The following is a 17,185-nucleotide window of genomic DNA, read 5'->3' as shown; positions in this document are numbered from 1 at the left end:
GGCAGTGTTGAGGCTATGGACCCGAGCGCCCCGACCGCCAGCCCCGGCGATGCCCAGCCCGACGACGGCAGCAGCGAAGGGGCGCCCTTCCGTTCCGGCTTCGTGGCCCTGATCGGACGCCCGAACGTGGGCAAATCCACCCTGCTCAACCAGCTGGTGGGCCAGAAGGTGGCCATCACCTCCCCCGTGGCCCAGACCACCCGCAACCGGCTGCGGGCCATCCTCACCACCCCCGCCGCCCAGCTGATCCTGCTGGACACCCCGGGGATCCACAAACCCCATCACCTGCTGGGGGAACGCCTCGTCCAGAGCGCCCGGGGTGCCATCGGCGAGGTGGATGTGGTGCTGCTGCTGGTGGATGCCAGCCAGCCGGCCGGCCGGGGGGACGGGTTCATCGTCGACCTGCTCCGCCACAGCCGCGTGCCGGTGCATGTGGCCCTCAACAAGAGCGACCGGGTCGGCGCCGACGCCGAGGATCTGGCCGCCACCTACCGGGAGCTGATGGCGGAGGGTGGCGATCACCCCGTGAACTGGCCCCTGCACGCCTGCAGCGCCCTCAACGGCGATGGCTGCCAGGCCCTGGTGGAGGCCCTGGCGGCCGACCTGCCGCCGGGTCCCCTGCTCTACCCGGCCGACACGGTCAGCGACCAGCCCGAACAGCTGCTGCTGGCGGAGCTGATCCGGGAGCAGGTGCTGACCCTCACCCGGGAGGAGGTGCCCCACTCAGTGGCGGTGCGGATCGAGCGGATCGTGGAGGAGGAGGCGAAGGGCAAGGTGCGCACGGCCGTGCTCGCCACCGTGCTGGTGGAGCGCAGCAGCCAGAAGGGCATCCTGATCGGCAAGGGGGGGCAGATGCTCAAGGCGATCGGCCAGGGGGCGCGGCTGCAGATGCAGAAGGTGTTCGACGGTCCGGTGTACCTCGAGCTGTTCGTCAAGGTGGTGCCCAACTGGCGCAGCCATCCGGGCCGGCTGGCCGAGCTGGGCTACCGGGGCGACTGAGGCCGCCGGCGCTCCGCAGCCCCCACACCGCACCCCTGCAGCGGGGGGTTTGCGAGGATCCCAAACGGGGCCCACCAGCCCCGATCTCCCGCCGCCCCATCCGTGACCAGCGCGACCGAGCCGCCCGCCGCCCCCTTCCCTCCCGAGACGATCGCGGCGTTCCTGGCCTTCTGCGCCGGCGACTGGCTGTCCCTGCGCAGCTGCTTCAGCCTCGAGGAGGCGGCAGAGGCGGCGCGGGAGGCCGAGGCGGACGAGGCCAGCTGGCACAGCTCCGAGCGGGGCGAACTGACGGTCACCTACCTGGCCCCTGAGCAGAGCGGCGAGCCGGGAGGGCTGGAGATCACCCCACCCGGCGGTGGCCGCCACCGGCTGCTGTTCCGTCCCGACGGCGGCTTCCAGGGCAGTGCCCCGGACGGGGCCGCCAGCACGGGGCACTGGCAGCTGTGGCCGGATGGGAGCCTGGAGCTGACCAGCGAGCGGGCCGGGGCGTCGGTGCGGGAGCGGATCTGGTTCACCAAGGCCAACCTGCGCCTGCGCAGCAGCGTGGAGCACCACCCCGACGGCCGCCCGGGCCGGGCCAGCTTCAGCTCCGAGATCCGGCGGGTCAGCCGACCCGCCGGCTGAGCTCCCCATGCGCTTCGACGTGGTGAGCCTGGTGCCGGACGCCTTCACGCCCCTGCTGGGGCTGGGGGTGATCGGCCGTGCCTTCGCCGCCGGCATCGCCGAGGTCCACACCCACAATCCCCGCGACCACGCCACCGATCGCTACCGCAAGGTGGACGACGTGCCCTACGGCGGCGGTGCCGGCATGGTGCTCAAGCCCGAGCCGGTCTACGCCGCCTTCGAGGCGATCCCGGTGCTGCCGCGCCGCCGCGTGCTGCTGATGAGCCCCCAGGGCCAGCCGCTGCACCAGCGCGACCTGCGCCGCTGGGCCTCCGAGCACGACCAGCTGGTGCTGCTCTGCGGCCACTACGAGGGCTTCGACGAGCGCATCCGGCCCCTGGCGGACGAGGAGGTGTCCCTGGGCGATTTCGTGCTCACCGGCGGCGAACTGCCGGCCCTGGTGGTGATCAGCGGCGTGGTGCGGCTGCTGCCCGGCACCGTCGGCTCGCCGGACTGCCTCGAGGCCGAGAGCCACAGCAGCCTGCTGCTGGAGCACCCCCACTACACCCGGCCGGCGGAGTTCCGCGGCATGGCGGTGCCGGAGGTGCTGCGCAGCGGCGACCACGGCGCCATCGCCCGCTGGCGCCAGGAGCAGCAGGTGGCCCGCACCCGCGAGCGCCGCGCCGACCTGCTGGCCCAGTGGCAGGCGGAGCAGGAAACCTGAAGCGCGCCATCGCCCCGCACCGGCGACACTGGATCCGCCCCCACCGCCCCCCATGCAGCTGCGCATCGGCAACGGCTACGACATCCACCGGCTCGTCCCCGGCCGTCCCCTGATCCTGGGCGGCGTGCGCCTGGAGCACCCCGACGGCCTGGGGCTGGACGGCCACAGCGACGCCGACGTACTCGTGCACGCCCTGATGGATGCCCTGCTGGGGGCCCTCAGCCTGGGGGACATCGGCACCCACTTTCCGCCGGAGGACGAGCGCTGGCGTGGCGCCGACAGCCTGGTGCTGCTGGAGCAGGTGGTGGCGCTGGTGGCGGAGCGGGGCTGGCTGGTGCTGAACGTCGACACGGTCGTGGTGGCGGAGCGGCCCCGGCTCAAACCCCACATCGCCGCCATGCGGGAGGCGATCGCCGGCCGCATGGGCCTGGCCCCCGACCAGGTGGGGGTCAAGGCGACCACCAACGAGGGACTCGGGCCCACGGGCCGCCAGGAGGGCATTGCCTGCCATGCGGTGGCGCTGCTGCACCGGCCGTGACCCGTCGACCGAACCGCTGGCTGGCTACCTTGCTGGCCGCGTTCTTCCTGCTCACTCTCGTGCTGGTCGGCCTTCCCGCCACGGCCCAGGCCGCCACCCCGGCCGCCCTCGCCCAGCCCCAGGGGCCGGTGGTGGAGCACCTGAGGGTGAAGGTGCCCGCCGACGCCCGGGGGGCCTGGCTGCAGGCGGAGGAGGAGAGCTGGGGACCGTGGCTGCAACGCCAGGACGGCTTCCTGGGCCGGGAGCTGCTCTGGGACGCGGAACGGGAGGAAGGTCTGCTGCTGATCCGCTGGCGCAGCCGCCGCCAGTGGCTGGCCATCCCGGCCAGCGAGATCGATGCGGTGCAGGGTCGGTTCGAGGTCGCGGCCCGGCGGGCCCTGTCCCGCGATCCTGAGGCCCGGGGGCTGGCCGGGGCCGCCAACCCCTTTCCCCTGGTCCACGCCGGCGAACTGGAGTGGGTGGCTCTGACGCCGCCGGCGGAAGAGGAGGGGCGTTGAGCGAGGACGCCCGGCTCGACCTGGGCCGCCGCGGGCGGCTCGGCATGGTGGAGGCGGTCTGGGGCGAGCACAAGAGCGTCGAGCAGATCGCCGCCGTGATGCTGGAGATGCGCCGGGCCGGGGAGCTGGCCCTGGTGACCCGCGTGTCGGCGGAGAAGGCCGCGGCGGTGGAGCGGCGGCTCCAGGAGCGCTTGGACGCCCTTGGGGCCCTCGGGGACGGGGAAGCCCCCGTCCACCATCCGCTGGCCCGCTGCCTCACCTGGCCCGCACCGCCGCCGCCGGATCCGGCCCTCGGGCGGGTGGCGGTGCTCGGCGGCGGCAGCAGCGACCTCACGGTGGCGGCCGAGGCGCGCCTGGCCCTGGCCTGCCACGGGGTGGCCAGCGACCTGGTGCTCGACGTGGGCGTGGCCGGACTGCACCGGCTCCTGGGGCAGCTGGAGGGGCTGCGCCAGGCCCGGGTGCTAATCGCCTGCGCCGGGATGGAGGGAGCCCTGCCCACCGTGCTGGCCGGCCTGCTGCCCCAGCCGGTGATCGGGGTGCCGGTGGCGGTGGGCTATGGGGTGAGCGCCGGCGGCCAGGCGGCCCTGATGGGCATGCTGGCCAGCTGTGCCCCCGGGCTCACCGTGGTGAACATCGACAACGGCTACGGGGCCGCCATGGCCGCCCTGCGGATCCTGCAGCTGGACCGGGCCGGCTGATCAGCCGCCGGGACGCAGGGGACCCGCCGGAGGAGCCTCCAGCTCCAGCACGGTCTGGAGCCAGAGGGCCAGGGGGCGCGGCAGCCGGCCCTGCTCGTAACGCTCGATGGCCTCAAGCAGCACCGGGGAGTTGATCCAGCTGATCCGATGGGGAGGCATCGGCGCCTGCGGCTTCTGCCGCGCAGTGTGGGGGACCGCAGGCCGGCCGGCAAGGCCGCAGGTTCAGAGATGCTGCAGGTTGGGGTAGGCCGTGATCACCTGCTCGGTGGTGAGCACCTCGCCGGCCCCTTCCGGCTGCCAGATCACCTCGATGGCCAGCAGATCGTCCGCGCCGACCGCACCGAGCTTCTGGAGCGAATCGCGCAGGTCGTCGGCGGTGCCGGCCCCCTTGATCGCCAGGTTGCGCCGGCTGGCCACCAGCAGGGTGACGACGATGAAATCGCTGGCGGCATCGCTGGCACCGGGGGCCACGGGGGCGGGCTCACTGAAGCGGCGCCCGGCCACGTTGGCGGTGAGCTCTCGTTCCAGCTTGCTGCGCTCCTGCATGGAGAGCCGGTTGAAGGTGGATTCGGCGCTGGCGAACGGCACCTGGCCCACTTCGCCGTTGGCGTACACCCAGAGATCGGGATGGCGCAGCAGGGAGAGGCTGGTTTCCTGCAGCACCCGCTGCAGGCCGCTGCTGCTGGAGGTGTCCGACGAACCGGCCAGCCGGCGCAGATCGTCCTGGAGATCGCGGGCGGACGCCAGCAGGCCCACCTGGACCTGGGCGATCGAGACCGGCCCGTCCGGGCGTGGCCTGTAGGCCAGCTCGGAACCGGAACCCGCCAGCGCGGGCCCGCCGCCACCGCCGCGCAGGGCGTTGACCACCACGCCGGCCACGGCCATCAGGATCAGGAAACCGAACAGGCCGCCGCCGCCGAAACCGAAGATCGGCACGATGAAGGGGAAGCCGATGCCGCCGCCCCGGTAGCCTCCGCCGCCGAAGCTGCCGCCCCCGTAGCCACCGCCGCCGCCATAGCTGCGGGGCATGGAGGGCGCCGAACGGAAGCTGCCACCACCGATGCGACCGCCGCTGGCGGCCTGGGCCGGCGGCGGGGAGGCGATCACCAGGCCGGCCACCAGCACGGGCACGACCATCAGACCGGCCAGGCGCCGGAACAAGCGGGAACCCATGGGGTACGACGTTGCGATGGCAGGAATCTAGGAACCGCCCCCCACGATGGTGACCACTTCCAGCACATCGGATTCCACCACAGCCTGGGCTGGCCAGCGATCCCTGGGCAGGATCTCACCGTTGAACTCCACCACCACCAGACGCGGCTGGTAGCCGAGCGCCACGAGCACGGCATCGAGACACAGACCCGCGGGGCAGCGGCGCGCTTCCCCGTTGACCCGCAGCAGCAGGTCTCCCGTCATGCCACCCGTCATGCCTCAGCCTCCAGCCCCGCCAGCAGGGCGGCGACCGCGGCGCCGGGGTCGTCGGCGGCCGTGATGGCCCGCACCACCGCCACCCGATCCGCCCCGGCACGGCGCACGGCGGCCAGGTTGCCCGGATCGATGCCGCCGATGGCGAAGAAAGGCAGGGGGCACTCCGCCGCCGCCTGGGTCACGTAGGCCAGCCCCACCGGCTCGCGGCCGGGCTTGGTGGGCGTGGCGTTGACGGGCCCCACCCCCACGTAGTCGCAGCCATCGGCGACCGCCTGGCGCAGGTCCTCGAGCCGGTGGGTGCTGCGGCCGATCAGCCGGTCGGGCCCCAGCAGACGGCGGGCCACCGAGGGCGGCAGGTCGCCCTGGCCGAGGTGGACGCCGTCGGCCCCCACCGCCAGGGCCAGGTCGATGCGGTCGTTGACCAGGAACAGGGCGCCATGGCGGTGGCAGAGCTGGCGCAGGGCGCTGGCCTGGGCGAAGCGACTCCGGTCATCCAGGGGGGCGTCGGGTTTGGCGCGGTACTGCACCAGCCGCAGCCCCGCCGCCAGGGCGGCGGCCACCACGGCCTCCAGGCCGTCCACCGGGCTGGTCACCAGGTACAGATGGCAGCGGCGCAGCAGGGCCCGGCGCCCGTCGCCGTCACGGCCGGCCTGGAGCAGATCCACCTCCACGTCGTAGAGGGCGTAGCGGATCGACGCCGCCTCGGCCGCCAGCTCCGGGTCCTCAAGCCGGCCGAACTCCTCCAGCACCCGCAGGGCCTCCTGCACCCGTCCGGCGTTGGCGGCCAGCACACTGGCGCCGTCCTGCCGTTCGGCCTGGGCCGGATGGGCCAGGCCCGTGGCCGGGTCGCTGGCGGTGTGCCGGGCCAGCTTGTAGGAGGTCCGGTGCAGCCGCCCCAGGCGCTGGCGCAGGTCCTTGGTACGGGCCACCAGGTCGGGACGGTCGAGGGCGAAGCGGGCCCAGTCCTCCAGCACCCGCAGCCCCTCCCGGGCCCGGTCGAGGTTGGCATCAAGCAGCCGCTCGATGGCGGCACGCTCGCTGGCGGCACGGTGGGTGGAACCACGCTCACGGCCGGACAGCGGCGGCGACGGGACTGGAGGCTGGGGCGTCACCGGACCGGGGCGGGTGAGGCCTCCAGGGTATGGGACGGCTCCTTCCGGCGGGAGGAGAGACGGCGGCGGGAGCTCGGGCCATGGGCGGCAGAAGCCCGGACCGACGGTCGGAGCTGATAGCTGATGTCCTGCCCCTAGGTGGACGCCTCCCCAGGGGGTCCGAGTGTCCGGCAGAGGTCCCCGGCCCGATCGGCATCCAGCCGGATCTGACGGCTGAGGGCCTCCAGGCTGGCGAACGCCTGCTGGCGCCGCAGCAGCCGCAGGGGCTGCACGGTCAGATGGGCCCCCACCAGCTCCAGCCGGCGCTCCAGCAGGTGCACCTCCACCGCCGATGGGGCCAGGGGATCGACGGTGGGCTGGGGGCCCAGGTTCATCACCGCCGCCATCGGTCCCTCGCCGCCGTCGCGCCAGGCCAGGGCCGCATAGACCCCTTCCAGCGGCAGGAACTTGCGGCCGTCCACCGCCAGGTTGGCGGTGGGCCAGCCCAGCTGGCGCCCCAGGCCCCGACCGCTCACCACCTGGCCGCTGAAGCGGTAGGGACGCTCCAGCAGCCGCGCCGCCTCGTCGATGTCGCCGGCCGCCAGGGCCCGCCGGATGCGACTGCTGCTCACCCGCTCGGCCCCATCCCACAGCATCGGCACCACCTGCACGTCGATGCCGAAGCTGGCGCCGATGCGGGCCAGGTCGTCCACGTCCCCGCGGCGATCGACGCCGAAGCGGAAGTTGGTGCCCACCGCGATCCTGCGGGCCTGGAGCCGTTCGGCCAGCACCTGGCGCACGAAGGGCTCCGGGGTCAGCGCCGCCAGCTCGCGGGTGAAGGGCACCAGCACCAGCTGCTCGATGCCAAGGGGTTCAAGCAGTTCCAGCTTCTCCTCCGGGAGATCGAGCCGCAGCCGCGTCTCGCCGTGGAGCACCTCGCGGGGATGGGGCCAGAAGCTGACCACCGTGGGCACAGCCCGCTCCTGGCCTGCGGCCATGGGCGCGGTGACGGCGGCGATCACGCTCCGGTGACCCCGATGCAGGCCATCAAAGCTGCCCAGGGCGACGGCGGTGGGGCGCAGGGCGCTGGAGGGGTCGTGAAGCGGGATCAACGGCCTCGGCCCTCGCCGGCTGGATCCTCCCATGCCAAGTTTGGGGCCTTCGCCCTTCTCCCCATGGTCGACACGCTGGATCTGCAGCGCATGGCCGATGCCCTGCGCCGCATGGGCTGGGTGCGCTTCTGGGTCCAGCTCGCCCTCGGAGTGGTGGTGGTGGGGGTGCTGATCTTTAACAACATCGGCGGCCAGATGGCGGCCAACTCCTCCCGTGCCCTGGGGCTGGGCCCCGGCCTTTCCCTCACAACCCTGTCATTCCTGGTTCTGCTCTGGAGTCTGTGGCAATCCTGGCTGGTGGTGCGCTGCGGCCGCGCCCTGGCCAGCCCGGCACGCCCCAGCAAGGGCGAAACCACGCGCCTGGTGAAACGCGGTCTATTGGCCGACCTGGGCGGGCTCACCCTCGCGGCGGTGGGCTATCAGGCCCTGGCCGGCAGCCTGTTCGTGCAGGCCTCCCAGCAGGTGCCGGGCTTCTTCGGGGCCCAGATGCAGGGGACCCCAGGCAGCGGCGGCCGGGTGGTGGGGCTGCCGATCACCTCGATCGAGATGCTTTCGGTGCTGAGCAACACCCAGGTGCTGTTCGCCCACCTGATCGCCCTGATCCTCAGCTTGTGGCTGCTGCAGCGGATCTATCGCAAGACCTGATCGCCCAAGGCCTCCACGGCCGGCAATGAGGCGACGGAGCCCCGCCAGAAGAGTTCGGGCTGCAGGGGCGTCAGGGACGGTCCGCCCTGCTGCACCCAGGCCACATCGGTGGGCCATTCGGCCGGACCGGCGCCGGTGCCATCGAGATCGTCGACCACTTCGCCGGCCAGCCAGTAGTAGGTGCGGCCACGGGGATCGGTGCGTTTCTCGAACTGATCGATGTAGCGCCGCACGGCCGTGCGGCACCAGCGCAGCGGGGCGAGGTCTGCGGCGGGCCGGGGCGGGACGTTGAGATTGAGCAGCAGCCCCTCGGGCCAGCTGCTGGCCAGCATCCGCTCGGCCACATCAAGGGCCAGGGCCGCCGCCGCCTCGAAGCGACGCCAGTGGAAGTCGGCGCTGCTCACCGCCAGGGCCGGCAGTCCCTCGATCGTGCCCTCCATCGCCGCCGAGACGGTGCCCGAATAGAGCACGTCGGTGCCGAGGTTGGGGCCGTGGTTGATGCCGGAGAGCACCAGGTCCGGCGGCTGCTCCAGCAGCCGGAACAGGGCCAGCTTGACGCAGTCGGAGGGGGTGCCGCTGCAGGCCCAGGCGGTGACGCCCGCCGCGAAGAGTTCGTCGGCCCGCTCCGCCCGCAACGGGGTCTGGAGGGTGAGTCCGTGGCCGGTGGCGGAGCGCTCCCGGTCCGGGCAGACCACGGTGACGGTGTGGCCGCGACCGACGGCCTCGGCCGCCAGGGCCTGGATGCCGTCGGCGAACACCCCGTCGTCGTTGCTGATCAGGATCCGGAGCGGTGCCATCGGCCTCGACCGCGTGGACTGCCGGCAAGCTAGACGCTGCTGCCTACAGTCGCTTCCTCCCCCCGATCCGTGCCGTGAGCACCACCGTCAGCCTGCAGCAGCTCACCGACCAGCTGGAGCGCCTGGAGGCGGAGGCCGCCGCCGCCATCGCCGCCGCCGGGGACGCCACGGCCCTTGAGGAGCTGCGGGTGGGCCTGCTGGGCAAGAAGGGACGGCTCTCCGGGGTGCTCGGTGCCATGGGCCGCCTCCCCGGTGAGGAGCGCCCCCTGGTGGGCCAGCGGGCCAACCTCCTCAAGGACCAGGTGCAGCAGCTGCTGGGCGCCAGGCTCGAGGCCGTCCGCAGCGCCGCCATGGCGGAGCGGCTGGAACGGGAGCGGATCGATGTGACGGCGGGCTGCAGCTACGTGCCGCCGGGCCACCGCCATCCGCTGCAGAGCACGATCGAGGAGATCGTCGACATCTTCGCCGGCCTCGGCTACCGGGTTTCCGAGGGGCCCGAGATCGAAACCGACCACTACAACTTCACCGCCCTCAACATCCCGGAGCACCACCCGGCCCGGGACATGCAGGACACCTTCTACCTGGGGGGCGACCGGCTGCTGCGCACCCACACCTCACCCGTGCAGATCCGCCACCTCGAGGCCAACCCCCCGCCGGTGCGGGTGATCGCCCCCGGGCGGGTCTACCGGCGCGATGCGGTGGATGCCACCCACTCGCCGGTGTTCCACCAGGTGGAGGTGCTCGCCCTCGACGAAGGGCTGGATTTCAGCCACCTGCGCGGCACGGTCACCACCTTCCTGCAGCAGTTCTTCGGTGATCTGCCGGTGCGGTTCCGGGCCAGCTATTTCCCCTTCACCGAGCCCTCCGCCGAGGTGGACGTGCAGTGGCGGGGCCGCTGGCTGGAGGTGATGGGCTGCGGCATGGTGGATCCTGCTGTGCTGGAGGGCCTGGGCATCGATCCGGAGCGCTGGAGCGGCTTCGCCGCCGGCCTGGGGGTGGAGCGGTTCTGCATGGTGCGCCACGGCATCGACGACATCCGCCGGCTGTTCAACAGCGATCTGCGCTTCCTGGAGCAGTTCTGATCCCCGATGTCTGACATCGGCCGTGCACCCTGGTCGATCGCCCCTCCTGTTTCAGCCTCCTCAGATCGGTGACTTCTTGGGCAGGTCTGCGGCGAGCTGCTGGCCCATTCGATAGAAACGGTGGTTGAGACGCCTGGCCGGGCCGTTGATGAGATAGGCCAGAAGAATGGCGTCATCGGTGAACCAGCGCTGGTCGTAGCGGACATGGCTGCGATTGCGCATCAGGAAGTCCTTGTTCCCCATGGCGATGTGCGATCGCGTGTTGGCGATGTCCAGGCTGGGGAGGGGGGCTTCTTCAACCATCGCCAGCAGCGCGTTGACCTGACCCAGCGTATCGAGACAGAGGTGTTCGTAGAGGTTGATGCGATGGGGGATCGAAGGGTCGGCGGCCAGAACCTTCAACCACTTGGTATTGGCATGGGTCCAGTAGTTCATCGAACGGAAAGCGGAAAGCATCCCCTTGCTGCCACTCTTGCGCTTCATCGAAGCCGTGAAGCTGCGCACATCCTTGGTCACGAGGATGAGCCCGAAACGATCCTGGCTGGCGGCTTCGCGCCGCAGGGCACTGCGCAGGGCGCCCAGGGCTTCCACGGACTTGGAAGAATCCGTCACCAGCACGTCATCACCAAGCTGGCGTCGGATGAATCTGATCAGCTGGGCATATTTCTCGTCCAGAGGAAGGTCTGAATTCAGGCCATTGAGATGGGTGAGCTGTCCCCAGAAGGAACAATTCTCCCAGTCACTGCCACAGGAACAGCGACGCACGTCGTCATGATCTCCCCAGGCACGGAGATAGGCCTTCATGTGGGAGGGAGAGAAGAAGGAAGCGATCTCTCCCAGGCTGAGGCTGCGGGAATGGCTGCTCAGCAACTGCTCGGTGAGGGTGGTCCCGCTGTGCTCGAGACCACCGATGTAAAGAAGCTTCACCGGCAGCAGCCGACGGGACGAAGTGCCCGGATGTTAACGCTGTCGCTTTGTCTTAAACCATCCGGGCACTGGCAACTCGGCCTGCAGGCCCTGTTCGGCGACGACGGCCAGGGAGGCCGAAAGGCCATCTCCCCAACCTGGTTTCGCCCGTCCCCTGCAGCCGTGGCTGCCGTTCCGCGTCCTCCTAGAGTCTGTCTGCCATTCAGCCTGCGATCGGTGCCCCGGGTCGGACTGATCGTCAATGACGGCAAGGATCTGGCGATCAGCACCGCCGACCTGATCGAGAACCGGCTGACCGCCGCCGGGCTGGAGGTCGCACGGGTGAGCAGCTCCGGTGGCGTGGTGGGTTTCGCCAATCCCGACCAGCACCTGCGCTCCCGGGGCTACGCCGCCTGCGTGCCCGCCAGCTTCGATGAGGAGATGGCCCTGGCCCTGGTGCTGGGGGGGGACGGCACCGTTCTCTCCGCCGCCCGCCAGACCGCCCCGATCGGCGTGCCGATCCTGACGATCAACACCGGCCACCTCGGTTTCCTGGCGGAGGCCTACCTCAAGGACCTGGACCAGGCCCTGGCCCAGGTGGTGGCCGGGGAATGGACCGTGGAGGAGCGCTCCATGATGGTGGTGAGCGTGATGCGGGGCGAGCAGCGGCGCTGGGAGGTGCTCTGTCTCAACGAGATGGCCCTGCACCGGGAGCCGCTCACCAGCATGTGCCACTTCGAGATCGCCATCGGCCGCCACGCCCCCGTGGACATCGCCGCCGACGGGGTGATCCTCTCCTCCCCCACCGGCTCCACCGCCTACGCCCTCAGCGCCGGAGGGCCGGTGATCACCCCCGACTGTCCGGTGCTGCAGCTGACACCGATCGCCGCCCATTCCCTCGCCTCCCGGGCCCTGGTCTTCAGCGACCAGGAGCCGGTGACCGTGTTCCCCGCCACCCCGGAGCGGCTGATGATGGTGGTCGACGGCAGCGCCGGCTGTTACATCTGGCCCGAGGACCGGGTGCTGGTGCGCCGCAGCGAGCATCCGGTGCGCTTCGTGCGGCTGGCCGACCACGAGTTCTTCCAGGTGCTGCGCAACAAGCTGGGCTGGGGACTGCCCCACGTGGCCAAGCCCTCCAGCAGCCACGCCGACGCCCCCCTGTGACCACGCCACCGTCGACCACGCCCCCACCACCGACCGTGGTGCTGCTGGTGGGCCCGGAGGCCGCCGGCCTCGCGCCGCGGCTGGAGGTGTCCGGTTACCGGCCGCAGCTGCAGGAGTCCGGGGAGGAGCTGCCGGCGGCGGTGGTCCTGTCGCCCGGCAGCGAAGCGCGGATCCCGGAGCTGCGCCGCCGGCTGGGGGCCCGCCCGCTGCTGCTCGGCATCACCAGCGACAGCGTCGAGAGCCGCAGCCATTGCCTGGAGTGGGGCGCCGATGATTTCTGGCTGCCCAGCCTGGGCACGAGCGATCTGCTCACCCGGCTGCGGCTGCACCTGGGCTTCGCCCAGCGCCAGGCCCCCATGCCGGTGTCCACGCTGCTGAAGGTGGCGGATCTGCGCATCGATCAGGTGGCCTGCCAGGGGTGGCGCGGTCAGCGCCAGCTCAGCCTGACGGCCAGGGAGTACCAGCTGCTGCTGCTGCTGCTGCGTCAGAAGGGAACGGTCGTGAGCCGGGAGCAGATCCTGGAGGAGATCTGGGCCGACCAGGGCGGAGGTGCCAGCAACGTGATCGAGGTCTACGTGCGCTATCTGCGCCAGAAACTGGAGCAGGACGGGGAACCACGGCTGATCCACACCGTGCGGGGGCGGGGCTACTGCCTCAGTGACGGGCGTCCCCCCGTGGGGCCCGTGCCATGAGCCGTTCCCTGCTCCGGAGCCTGACCATCGCCGGTGTCGTCGGGCTGCTCGGCTGCGGGCCGGGCCTGAGCCAGAGCCCGCCCCAGTTCCTGCCCATCACCGCCCAGTGGTGCCTGGAAGGGCCGCCGCCGGCGCGCTGCATCCAGCTGGAGGTGCCCCGGGGTGAGCGCCAGTACGCCATGGGGCTGCAGATGCGCCCGCCCCTGCCCCACCTGCGTGGCATGTGGTTCCCCTACGACCCTCCGGCGGTGACCCGGTTCTGGATGCACCGCACGCCCGAACCCCTGGACATGCTGTTCATCCGAGACGGTCGCGTGGCGGCCCTGGAGACGGACGTGCCCCCCTGCATGAACCTGCCCTGCCGCAGCTACGGCCCCGACACGCCGATGGACGGAGTGTTGGAACTGGCCGCCGGCCAGGCCGCCGTGCTCGGCATCAGCGTGGGCACCCCGGTGCGGATCACCCCGCTGCCGGGCGCGACCCCTTCAGCACCAGCACGGGATTGAGGGGCGCCAGGCGGGTGCCCTCCGCCAGGGGGGCGCCGCGCCAGGCCTGGATCTGGCTGACCGTCACCGCCAGGCCGGCCTGCTCCAGCTGGGGCCTGAGCTGGGCCAGGGCTTCGACCGTGGCCAGGGGCAGAACCACCACCCCGCCGGGCCGCAGCCGGTCCAGCACCGCCTCCAGCACCTCGCGCCGGTCCCGGCCGCCGCCGCCGATCAGCACCCGGTCGGGATCGGGCAGGGGGCCCAGGGCGGCCGGGGCCTCCCCCTCCAGCACCGCCGTAGGCCGCACCCCCAGCCGGTCCGCGTTGGCGCCGATCAGTCCGGCGGCCCCGGGCCGGCGCTCCACCGCCCACAGCTCCAGGGCGGGGCGCAGGCGCAGCGCCTCCAGCCCCACCGACCCCACCCCGGCGCCGATGTCCCAGAGCACCCCTGTCTCGGGCAGCTCCAGATCGGCCAGCAGCTGGATGCGCACCTCCCGTTTGGTCATCAGCCCCGGCTGGTCGGGGTGCTGCAGCCAGAGACCGTCGGCCAGGCCGAACAGCGGCAGGGCCTCCGGCGCCGGCACGGGGGGCTGGAGCGCGATCAGCAGCACCAGGTGCAGGGGATCGAGATCGGGCGGCAGGGGGTCGTCGGGCGCCAGCCGCTGCAGCCGCTCCGCCGGATGGCCCAGGCGCTCCCCCAGCCAGAGCTCATAGGCGGCCTCCAGCCCCGACGCCCGCAGGATCCGGCGCACCGCGTCGGCGCCGCCCCGGGCCGGATCGGTCAGCACCGCCAGGGCGGCGGGACGCTGCTGCAAGCGGGCCGCCAGCGGCTCGGGGTCACGGCCATGGAGGCTGATCCAGGAGGCGTCCTGCCAGGGCCGCCCCAGGCGGGCAAAGGCGAGCTGCAGGGAGGTGGGGGCCGGATGGAAGCGGAGGCGTTCGGCCGGAAGGTGCTGCAGCAGCAGACGGCCGATGCCGAACCAGAGGGGGTCGCCGCTGGCGAGCAGCACCACCCGTTCATCAGCGGCGAGGGCCCGCTCCAGCCGGGGCAGCAGGTCGGCGGGCCGGTCGCTGGCCAGCAGCTCCGGCGCGGGGGCCTCACCCCGCCAGGCCTCGAGGTCCGCCAGGAGACGCCGGGGGGCCGCCACCAGATCGGCCTGCCGGATCCGGTCCTGCCAGTGGCGGGAGAGACCCGCCAGGCCGGCGGCATCGGTGCCCAGCACCTCCAGCAGCGAACCCTCCAGCCGTGCCCCTGTGCCACTTCTGGCCATGATGCTCCCGGACGTGCCGGCCCACCCCCCTGCCCATGAGCGATCGACGCCAGCGGATCCACAGCCTGGTGGTCGCCCTGCTGGCCCACCAGAGTGATCTCGAGCTGCTGGATGACGACCGCTCAGGCCCGGGCGGCCACCCACTCGGGGGCGGTGGGGACGCCGGCAGCTGGCTGGAGCGCAACCGGCGGGTGGTGCAGCGCTACCAGTCCCTGGTGCGCAGCGCCGTGACCCTCGATGCCCTGATCGAGCAGGAGCTGGGCAGCGATCAGCTGGGGAGCGATCAGCTGGGTGGCGGCGCCCCGTCCGCCTGACCCTCGAGGAAGGCCATCAGGCGGGGATAGAGCAGCAGGGCACCCGCGTTGGTGAGGTGGGTCTCGTCGCTGTAAAGCGGCGTCCCGGCCCGGACGCTGGAGCAGACGGCCTGGGTCGGCGGGCAGATGCTGTCGAAGGGGGTGAACAGGCGCGTGCCGGCCAGGTCGCGGATGGTGCGCTCCTGCAGGCGCTGGGCCGGAGCGATCGCGGCCAGCTCCTGCCGGCGCGGCCGCAGCACCGGCTGGCACTGGGAACCGAGGGACCAGGCGGGACGGAACCACTCCGTCTGGCAGAGGGTGAGCGGACCGCCGATCTTCAGCTGGGGGAACGTGGGCAGGGGGCCGAACACCACCACGTCCGCCCCACGGCGACGCACCTCGGCATCGAATCGCCGCAGCGCGGCGGCATAGGAGGCCTCGGCGTTCAAGCGGGTCTCCCCCTGGATTCCCTCCAGGTGGCCGGCCAGATTCGACACCAGCACGACCCGGTCTCCAGGCCGCAGGCGGGCCAGCACCCGGCGCTCCTCGTTGTCGGCGTAGGGGCGGCAGCGGCGGTAGCGGGTCTGCTCCGGGGCGCCCTCCGCCCAGCGGGGAAAGAAGGGCACCGGGCAGCCGCCCCGGGCCATGAAGGACACGTTGAAGCGGCCGCTGGCCAGCAGCTTCTCCCCGAGGGGAATCAGCACGTGGGTGTGGCTGTCCCCCAGGAAGAAGAGGGTGGGGAGGTCCTTACCCTTCGGCCCCAGGGCCAGGCAGGGGTCGGGACCATCGCCCCTGGCCACCGGATCGGTGGGCTCCTGGAAGCAGTGGACCGTGTCGACGGTCGTGCCGCCGATGCGCTTCATGTTGGCCGTGGTGCCGACGGCGTGGCGGCGCTCACCGACGAAGATCCGGCCCAGCAGCGGTCCCTGCAGCCCCGCACTGAAGACGGCCACCAGCACGGTCATGGCCGGATAGAAAAGGCCGGGGATGGCGGGGTGGCCGTAGCGGAACAGGCACTCCAGCCGATAGGAGAGGGCCGTGCACAGGGTGATCAGCACCAGCACCGGCAGCAGGGTGACGGCGTTGAACCCCACCGTCCAGCGGGCCAGCACGATCACCGGCCAGTGCCAGAGATAGAGCGAGTAGGAGACCATGCCGATGGCCAGGCAGGCGGGATGGCACAGCCAGCGGCCGATGCCCCCGGCCGGCTGGAGGAGCAGCAGCAGCAGCGCCGTCAGCGCCGTGATCCCAACGGTGGTGCCCAGGCTCCAGGCCTCCGGCAGCAGCAGCAGGGCCAGCGACGCCACCAGGGCCAGCAGGGCCAGGGGCTGACGCCAGCGGGGCAGGGCCAGCTTCTGGCCCAGGTCGCGGGCGCTGCCGCTGCCGCGATGGAGCAGGTAGGCCACGCAACCCGCCGTCAGTTCCCAGAACCGGGCGGTGGTGAGGAAGAAGGCCCTTTCGGCGTTGCCGCCTAGGCTCAGCCCCACATAGAGGGCCAGGGACAGGGCCAGCAGCAGCAGGCTGGCCAGCTTGAGCCGCCGCAGGGCGCCGCTGCCGGCCCCGGCCACCCCCAGACCGCAGAGCAGCAGAACCGTCGGCCAGACCAGATAGAACTGCTCCTCCACCCCCAGCGACCAGGTGTGCATGAAGGCGTTGAAGTGGTTGTCGGTGGCGAAGTAGTTCGAGCCCTGACGGAGCAGGTAGAGATTGGAGACCCCGAACAGGGCGGCGGTGCCGGTCCGCATCACCGGCGCGAAGAAATCATCGAGCGGCGAGACCAGCATCGAGAACAGGGCCGAGACGACGGCGATGTTCACCACCAGCGCCGGCATCAGGCGTCGGATCCGGCGGCCGTAGAAGCGGCGCAGGAACTGCCAGCGACTGCCATCCCGCCGCGCCAGCAGCGACGAGGTGACCACATAGCCCGAGATCACGAAGAAGATGTCGACGCCGAGGAAGCCACCCGGCAACCAGCGGGGATCGAGGTGGTTGATCAGCACCGCAAGGACGGCCACGGCCCGCAGGCCGTCGATCTCGGGCCGATAGGCCCTGGAGCGCTGCGGCGGCAGGATGCCCGTGCCGAAAAGCCGCACAAGAGAGTTCACGCCGCTCCGACGATTGCAGGCAGGGTAATGGCGATCTGGATGGGCACTCGCTGAGG

At 71.9% G+C, this 17,185-nt stretch carries 21 protein-coding genes; 12 read left to right on the top strand and 9 right to left on the bottom strand.

Features of this window, described 5'->3' with window-relative positions; all coding sequences use genetic code 11:
* Window positions 1–15: 15 nt before the first annotated feature.
* The 6 genes from era to larB all read left to right on the top strand — a co-directional run bounded on the left by era (window position 16) and on the right by larB (window position 4,059).
* On the top strand, window positions 16–999 hold the full coding sequence (era, locus tag KUG39_RS03525; protein ID WP_216912987.1) for a GTPase Era: 984 nt from the start codon (window positions 16–18) through the stop codon (window positions 997–999).
* 102 nt (window positions 1,000–1,101) lie between these two features.
* Window positions 1,102–1,623 (top strand): phycobiliprotein lyase, encoded by a 522-nt coding sequence (locus tag KUG39_RS03520; RefSeq protein ID WP_094585465.1) that lies wholly within the window; start codon window positions 1,102–1,104, stop codon window positions 1,621–1,623.
* A gap of 7 nt (window positions 1,624–1,630) precedes the next feature.
* Window positions 1,631–2,326, top strand: coding sequence for a tRNA (guanosine(37)-N1)-methyltransferase TrmD (gene trmD, locus KUG39_RS03515; protein WP_094585464.1), 696 nt, complete (start codon window positions 1,631–1,633; stop codon window positions 2,324–2,326).
* 52 nt (window positions 2,327–2,378) lie between these two features.
* Entirely contained in the window at window positions 2,379–2,864 is a 486-nt protein-coding gene (ispF, locus tag KUG39_RS03510) for a 2-C-methyl-D-erythritol 2,4-cyclodiphosphate synthase (RefSeq protein ID WP_216912985.1), read from the top strand.
* On the top strand, window positions 2,861–3,361 hold the full coding sequence (locus KUG39_RS03505; RefSeq protein WP_353617324.1) for a TIGR03792 family protein: 501 nt from the start codon (window positions 2,861–2,863) through the stop codon (window positions 3,359–3,361). The genes ispF and KUG39_RS03505 overlap by 4 nt, the downstream gene beginning before the upstream one ends.
* Window positions 3,362–3,405: 44 nt before the next feature.
* Window positions 3,406–4,059: a nickel pincer cofactor biosynthesis protein LarB gene (gene larB / locus KUG39_RS03500; RefSeq protein ID WP_502988632.1), complete on the top strand. Its 654-nt coding sequence runs from the start codon at window positions 3,406–3,408 to the stop codon at window positions 4,057–4,059.
* Here larB and KUG39_RS03495 read toward each other — a convergent pair whose 3' ends face one another.
* The 5 genes from KUG39_RS03495 to KUG39_RS03475 form a co-directional block, all read right to left on the bottom strand.
* Window positions 4,060–4,218, bottom strand: a complete 159-nt coding sequence (locus KUG39_RS03495) for a hypothetical protein (RefSeq protein WP_094585460.1) — start codon at window positions 4,216–4,218, stop codon at window positions 4,060–4,062. It abuts the gene before it with no gap.
* A 63-nt stretch (window positions 4,219–4,281) separates the two neighbouring features.
* On the bottom strand, window positions 4,282–5,232 hold the full coding sequence (locus tag KUG39_RS03490; RefSeq protein WP_216912981.1) for a DUF1517 domain-containing protein: 951 nt from the start codon (window positions 5,230–5,232) through the stop codon (window positions 4,282–4,284).
* A gap of 27 nt (window positions 5,233–5,259) precedes the next feature.
* A complete protein-coding gene (gene thiS / locus KUG39_RS03485; protein WP_094585458.1) occupies window positions 5,260–5,475 on the bottom strand; it encodes a sulfur carrier protein ThiS in 216 nt (71 codons plus the stop codon).
* A gap of 8 nt (window positions 5,476–5,483) precedes the next feature.
* Complete coding sequence (locus KUG39_RS03480; protein ID WP_216913028.1) at window positions 5,484–6,566, bottom strand: thiamine phosphate synthase; 1,083 nt, start codon at window positions 6,564–6,566, stop codon at window positions 5,484–5,486.
* 167 nt (window positions 6,567–6,733) lie between these two features.
* The gene (locus tag KUG39_RS03475) at window positions 6,734–7,690 is read right to left on the bottom strand and encodes a bifunctional riboflavin kinase/FAD synthetase (RefSeq protein WP_216912979.1); all 957 of its coding nucleotides are present in this window, start codon (window positions 7,688–7,690) and stop codon (window positions 6,734–6,736) included.
* Window positions 7,691–7,753: 63 nt separating this feature from the next.
* On the opposite strand from KUG39_RS03475, the gene KUG39_RS03470 reads away from it, so the two are divergent.
* The gene (locus KUG39_RS03470) at window positions 7,754–8,335 is read left to right on the top strand and encodes a DUF3611 family protein (RefSeq protein ID WP_094585456.1); all 582 of its coding nucleotides are present in this window, start codon (window positions 7,754–7,756) and stop codon (window positions 8,333–8,335) included.
* On the opposite strand, the gene surE is transcribed toward KUG39_RS03470, so the two are convergent.
* Window positions 8,320–9,132, bottom strand: a complete 813-nt coding sequence (gene surE, locus KUG39_RS03465; protein ID WP_216912977.1) for a 5'/3'-nucleotidase SurE — start codon at window positions 9,130–9,132, stop codon at window positions 8,320–8,322. The two genes, KUG39_RS03470 and surE, sit on opposite strands and share 16 nt — an antisense overlap.
* 74 nt (window positions 9,133–9,206) lie before the next feature.
* On the opposite strand from surE, the gene pheS reads away from it, so the two are divergent.
* Window positions 9,207–10,214 carry a phenylalanine--tRNA ligase subunit alpha gene (gene pheS / locus KUG39_RS03460; RefSeq protein WP_094585454.1) on the top strand — a complete coding sequence of 336 codons (1,008 nt, stop codon included), beginning with the start codon at window positions 9,207–9,209 and terminating at the stop codon, window positions 10,212–10,214.
* Window positions 10,215–10,274: 60 nt separating this feature from the next.
* Here pheS and KUG39_RS03455 read toward each other — a convergent pair whose 3' ends face one another.
* On the bottom strand, window positions 10,275–11,141 hold the full coding sequence (locus KUG39_RS03455; RefSeq protein WP_216912968.1) for a sulfotransferase: 867 nt from the start codon (window positions 11,139–11,141) through the stop codon (window positions 10,275–10,277).
* 216 nt (window positions 11,142–11,357) lie between these two features.
* Between KUG39_RS03455 and KUG39_RS03450 the strand changes: the two genes are divergently transcribed.
* Genes KUG39_RS03450 through KUG39_RS03440 form a run of 3 tightly spaced genes read left to right on the top strand, consistent with a single transcriptional unit; the run spans window position 11,358 to window position 13,482 of the window.
* Window positions 11,358–12,284: an NAD(+) kinase gene (locus tag KUG39_RS03450; protein ID WP_216912966.1), complete on the top strand. Its 927-nt coding sequence runs from the start codon at window positions 11,358–11,360 to the stop codon at window positions 12,282–12,284.
* A 35-nt stretch (window positions 12,285–12,319) separates the two neighbouring features.
* Window positions 12,320–12,976: a winged helix-turn-helix transcriptional regulator gene (locus KUG39_RS03445; protein WP_353617635.1), complete on the top strand. Its 657-nt coding sequence runs from the start codon at window positions 12,320–12,322 to the stop codon at window positions 12,974–12,976.
* On the top strand, window positions 12,973–13,482 hold the full coding sequence (locus KUG39_RS03440; protein WP_190611047.1) for a DUF192 domain-containing protein: 510 nt from the start codon (window positions 12,973–12,975) through the stop codon (window positions 13,480–13,482). Before KUG39_RS03445 ends, KUG39_RS03440 begins: the two co-directional genes overlap by 4 nt.
* Here the strand turns inward: KUG39_RS03440 and cbiE are convergent.
* Window positions 13,436–14,731 carry a precorrin-6y C5,15-methyltransferase (decarboxylating) subunit CbiE gene (gene cbiE / locus KUG39_RS03435; RefSeq protein WP_286192913.1) on the bottom strand — a complete coding sequence of 432 codons (1,296 nt, stop codon included), beginning with the start codon at window positions 14,729–14,731 and terminating at the stop codon, window positions 13,436–13,438. The genes KUG39_RS03440 and cbiE overlap by 47 nt on opposite strands.
* A gap of 35 nt (window positions 14,732–14,766) precedes the next feature.
* Between cbiE and KUG39_RS03430 the strand changes: the two genes are divergently transcribed.
* Complete coding sequence (locus tag KUG39_RS03430; RefSeq protein WP_094585448.1) at window positions 14,767–15,045, top strand: DUF8678 family protein; 279 nt, start codon at window positions 14,767–14,769, stop codon at window positions 15,043–15,045.
* Here KUG39_RS03430 and KUG39_RS03425 read toward each other — a convergent pair.
* A complete protein-coding gene (locus KUG39_RS03425; RefSeq protein WP_216912962.1) occupies window positions 15,015–17,129 on the bottom strand; it encodes an acyltransferase family protein in 2,115 nt (704 codons plus the stop codon). The two genes, KUG39_RS03430 and KUG39_RS03425, sit on opposite strands and share 31 nt — an antisense overlap.
* Window positions 17,130–17,185: the final 56 nt, after the last annotated feature.

The sequence above is a fragment of the Synechococcus sp. CCAP 1479/10 genome (assembly GCF_019038515.1).
In the GTDB taxonomy this organism is placed as follows: domain Bacteria; phylum Cyanobacteriota; class Cyanobacteriia; order PCC-6307; family Cyanobiaceae; genus Cyanobium.
Note: the sequence above shows the minus strand (reverse complement) of the source record. Positions and strands in the feature narration are given on the sequence as shown.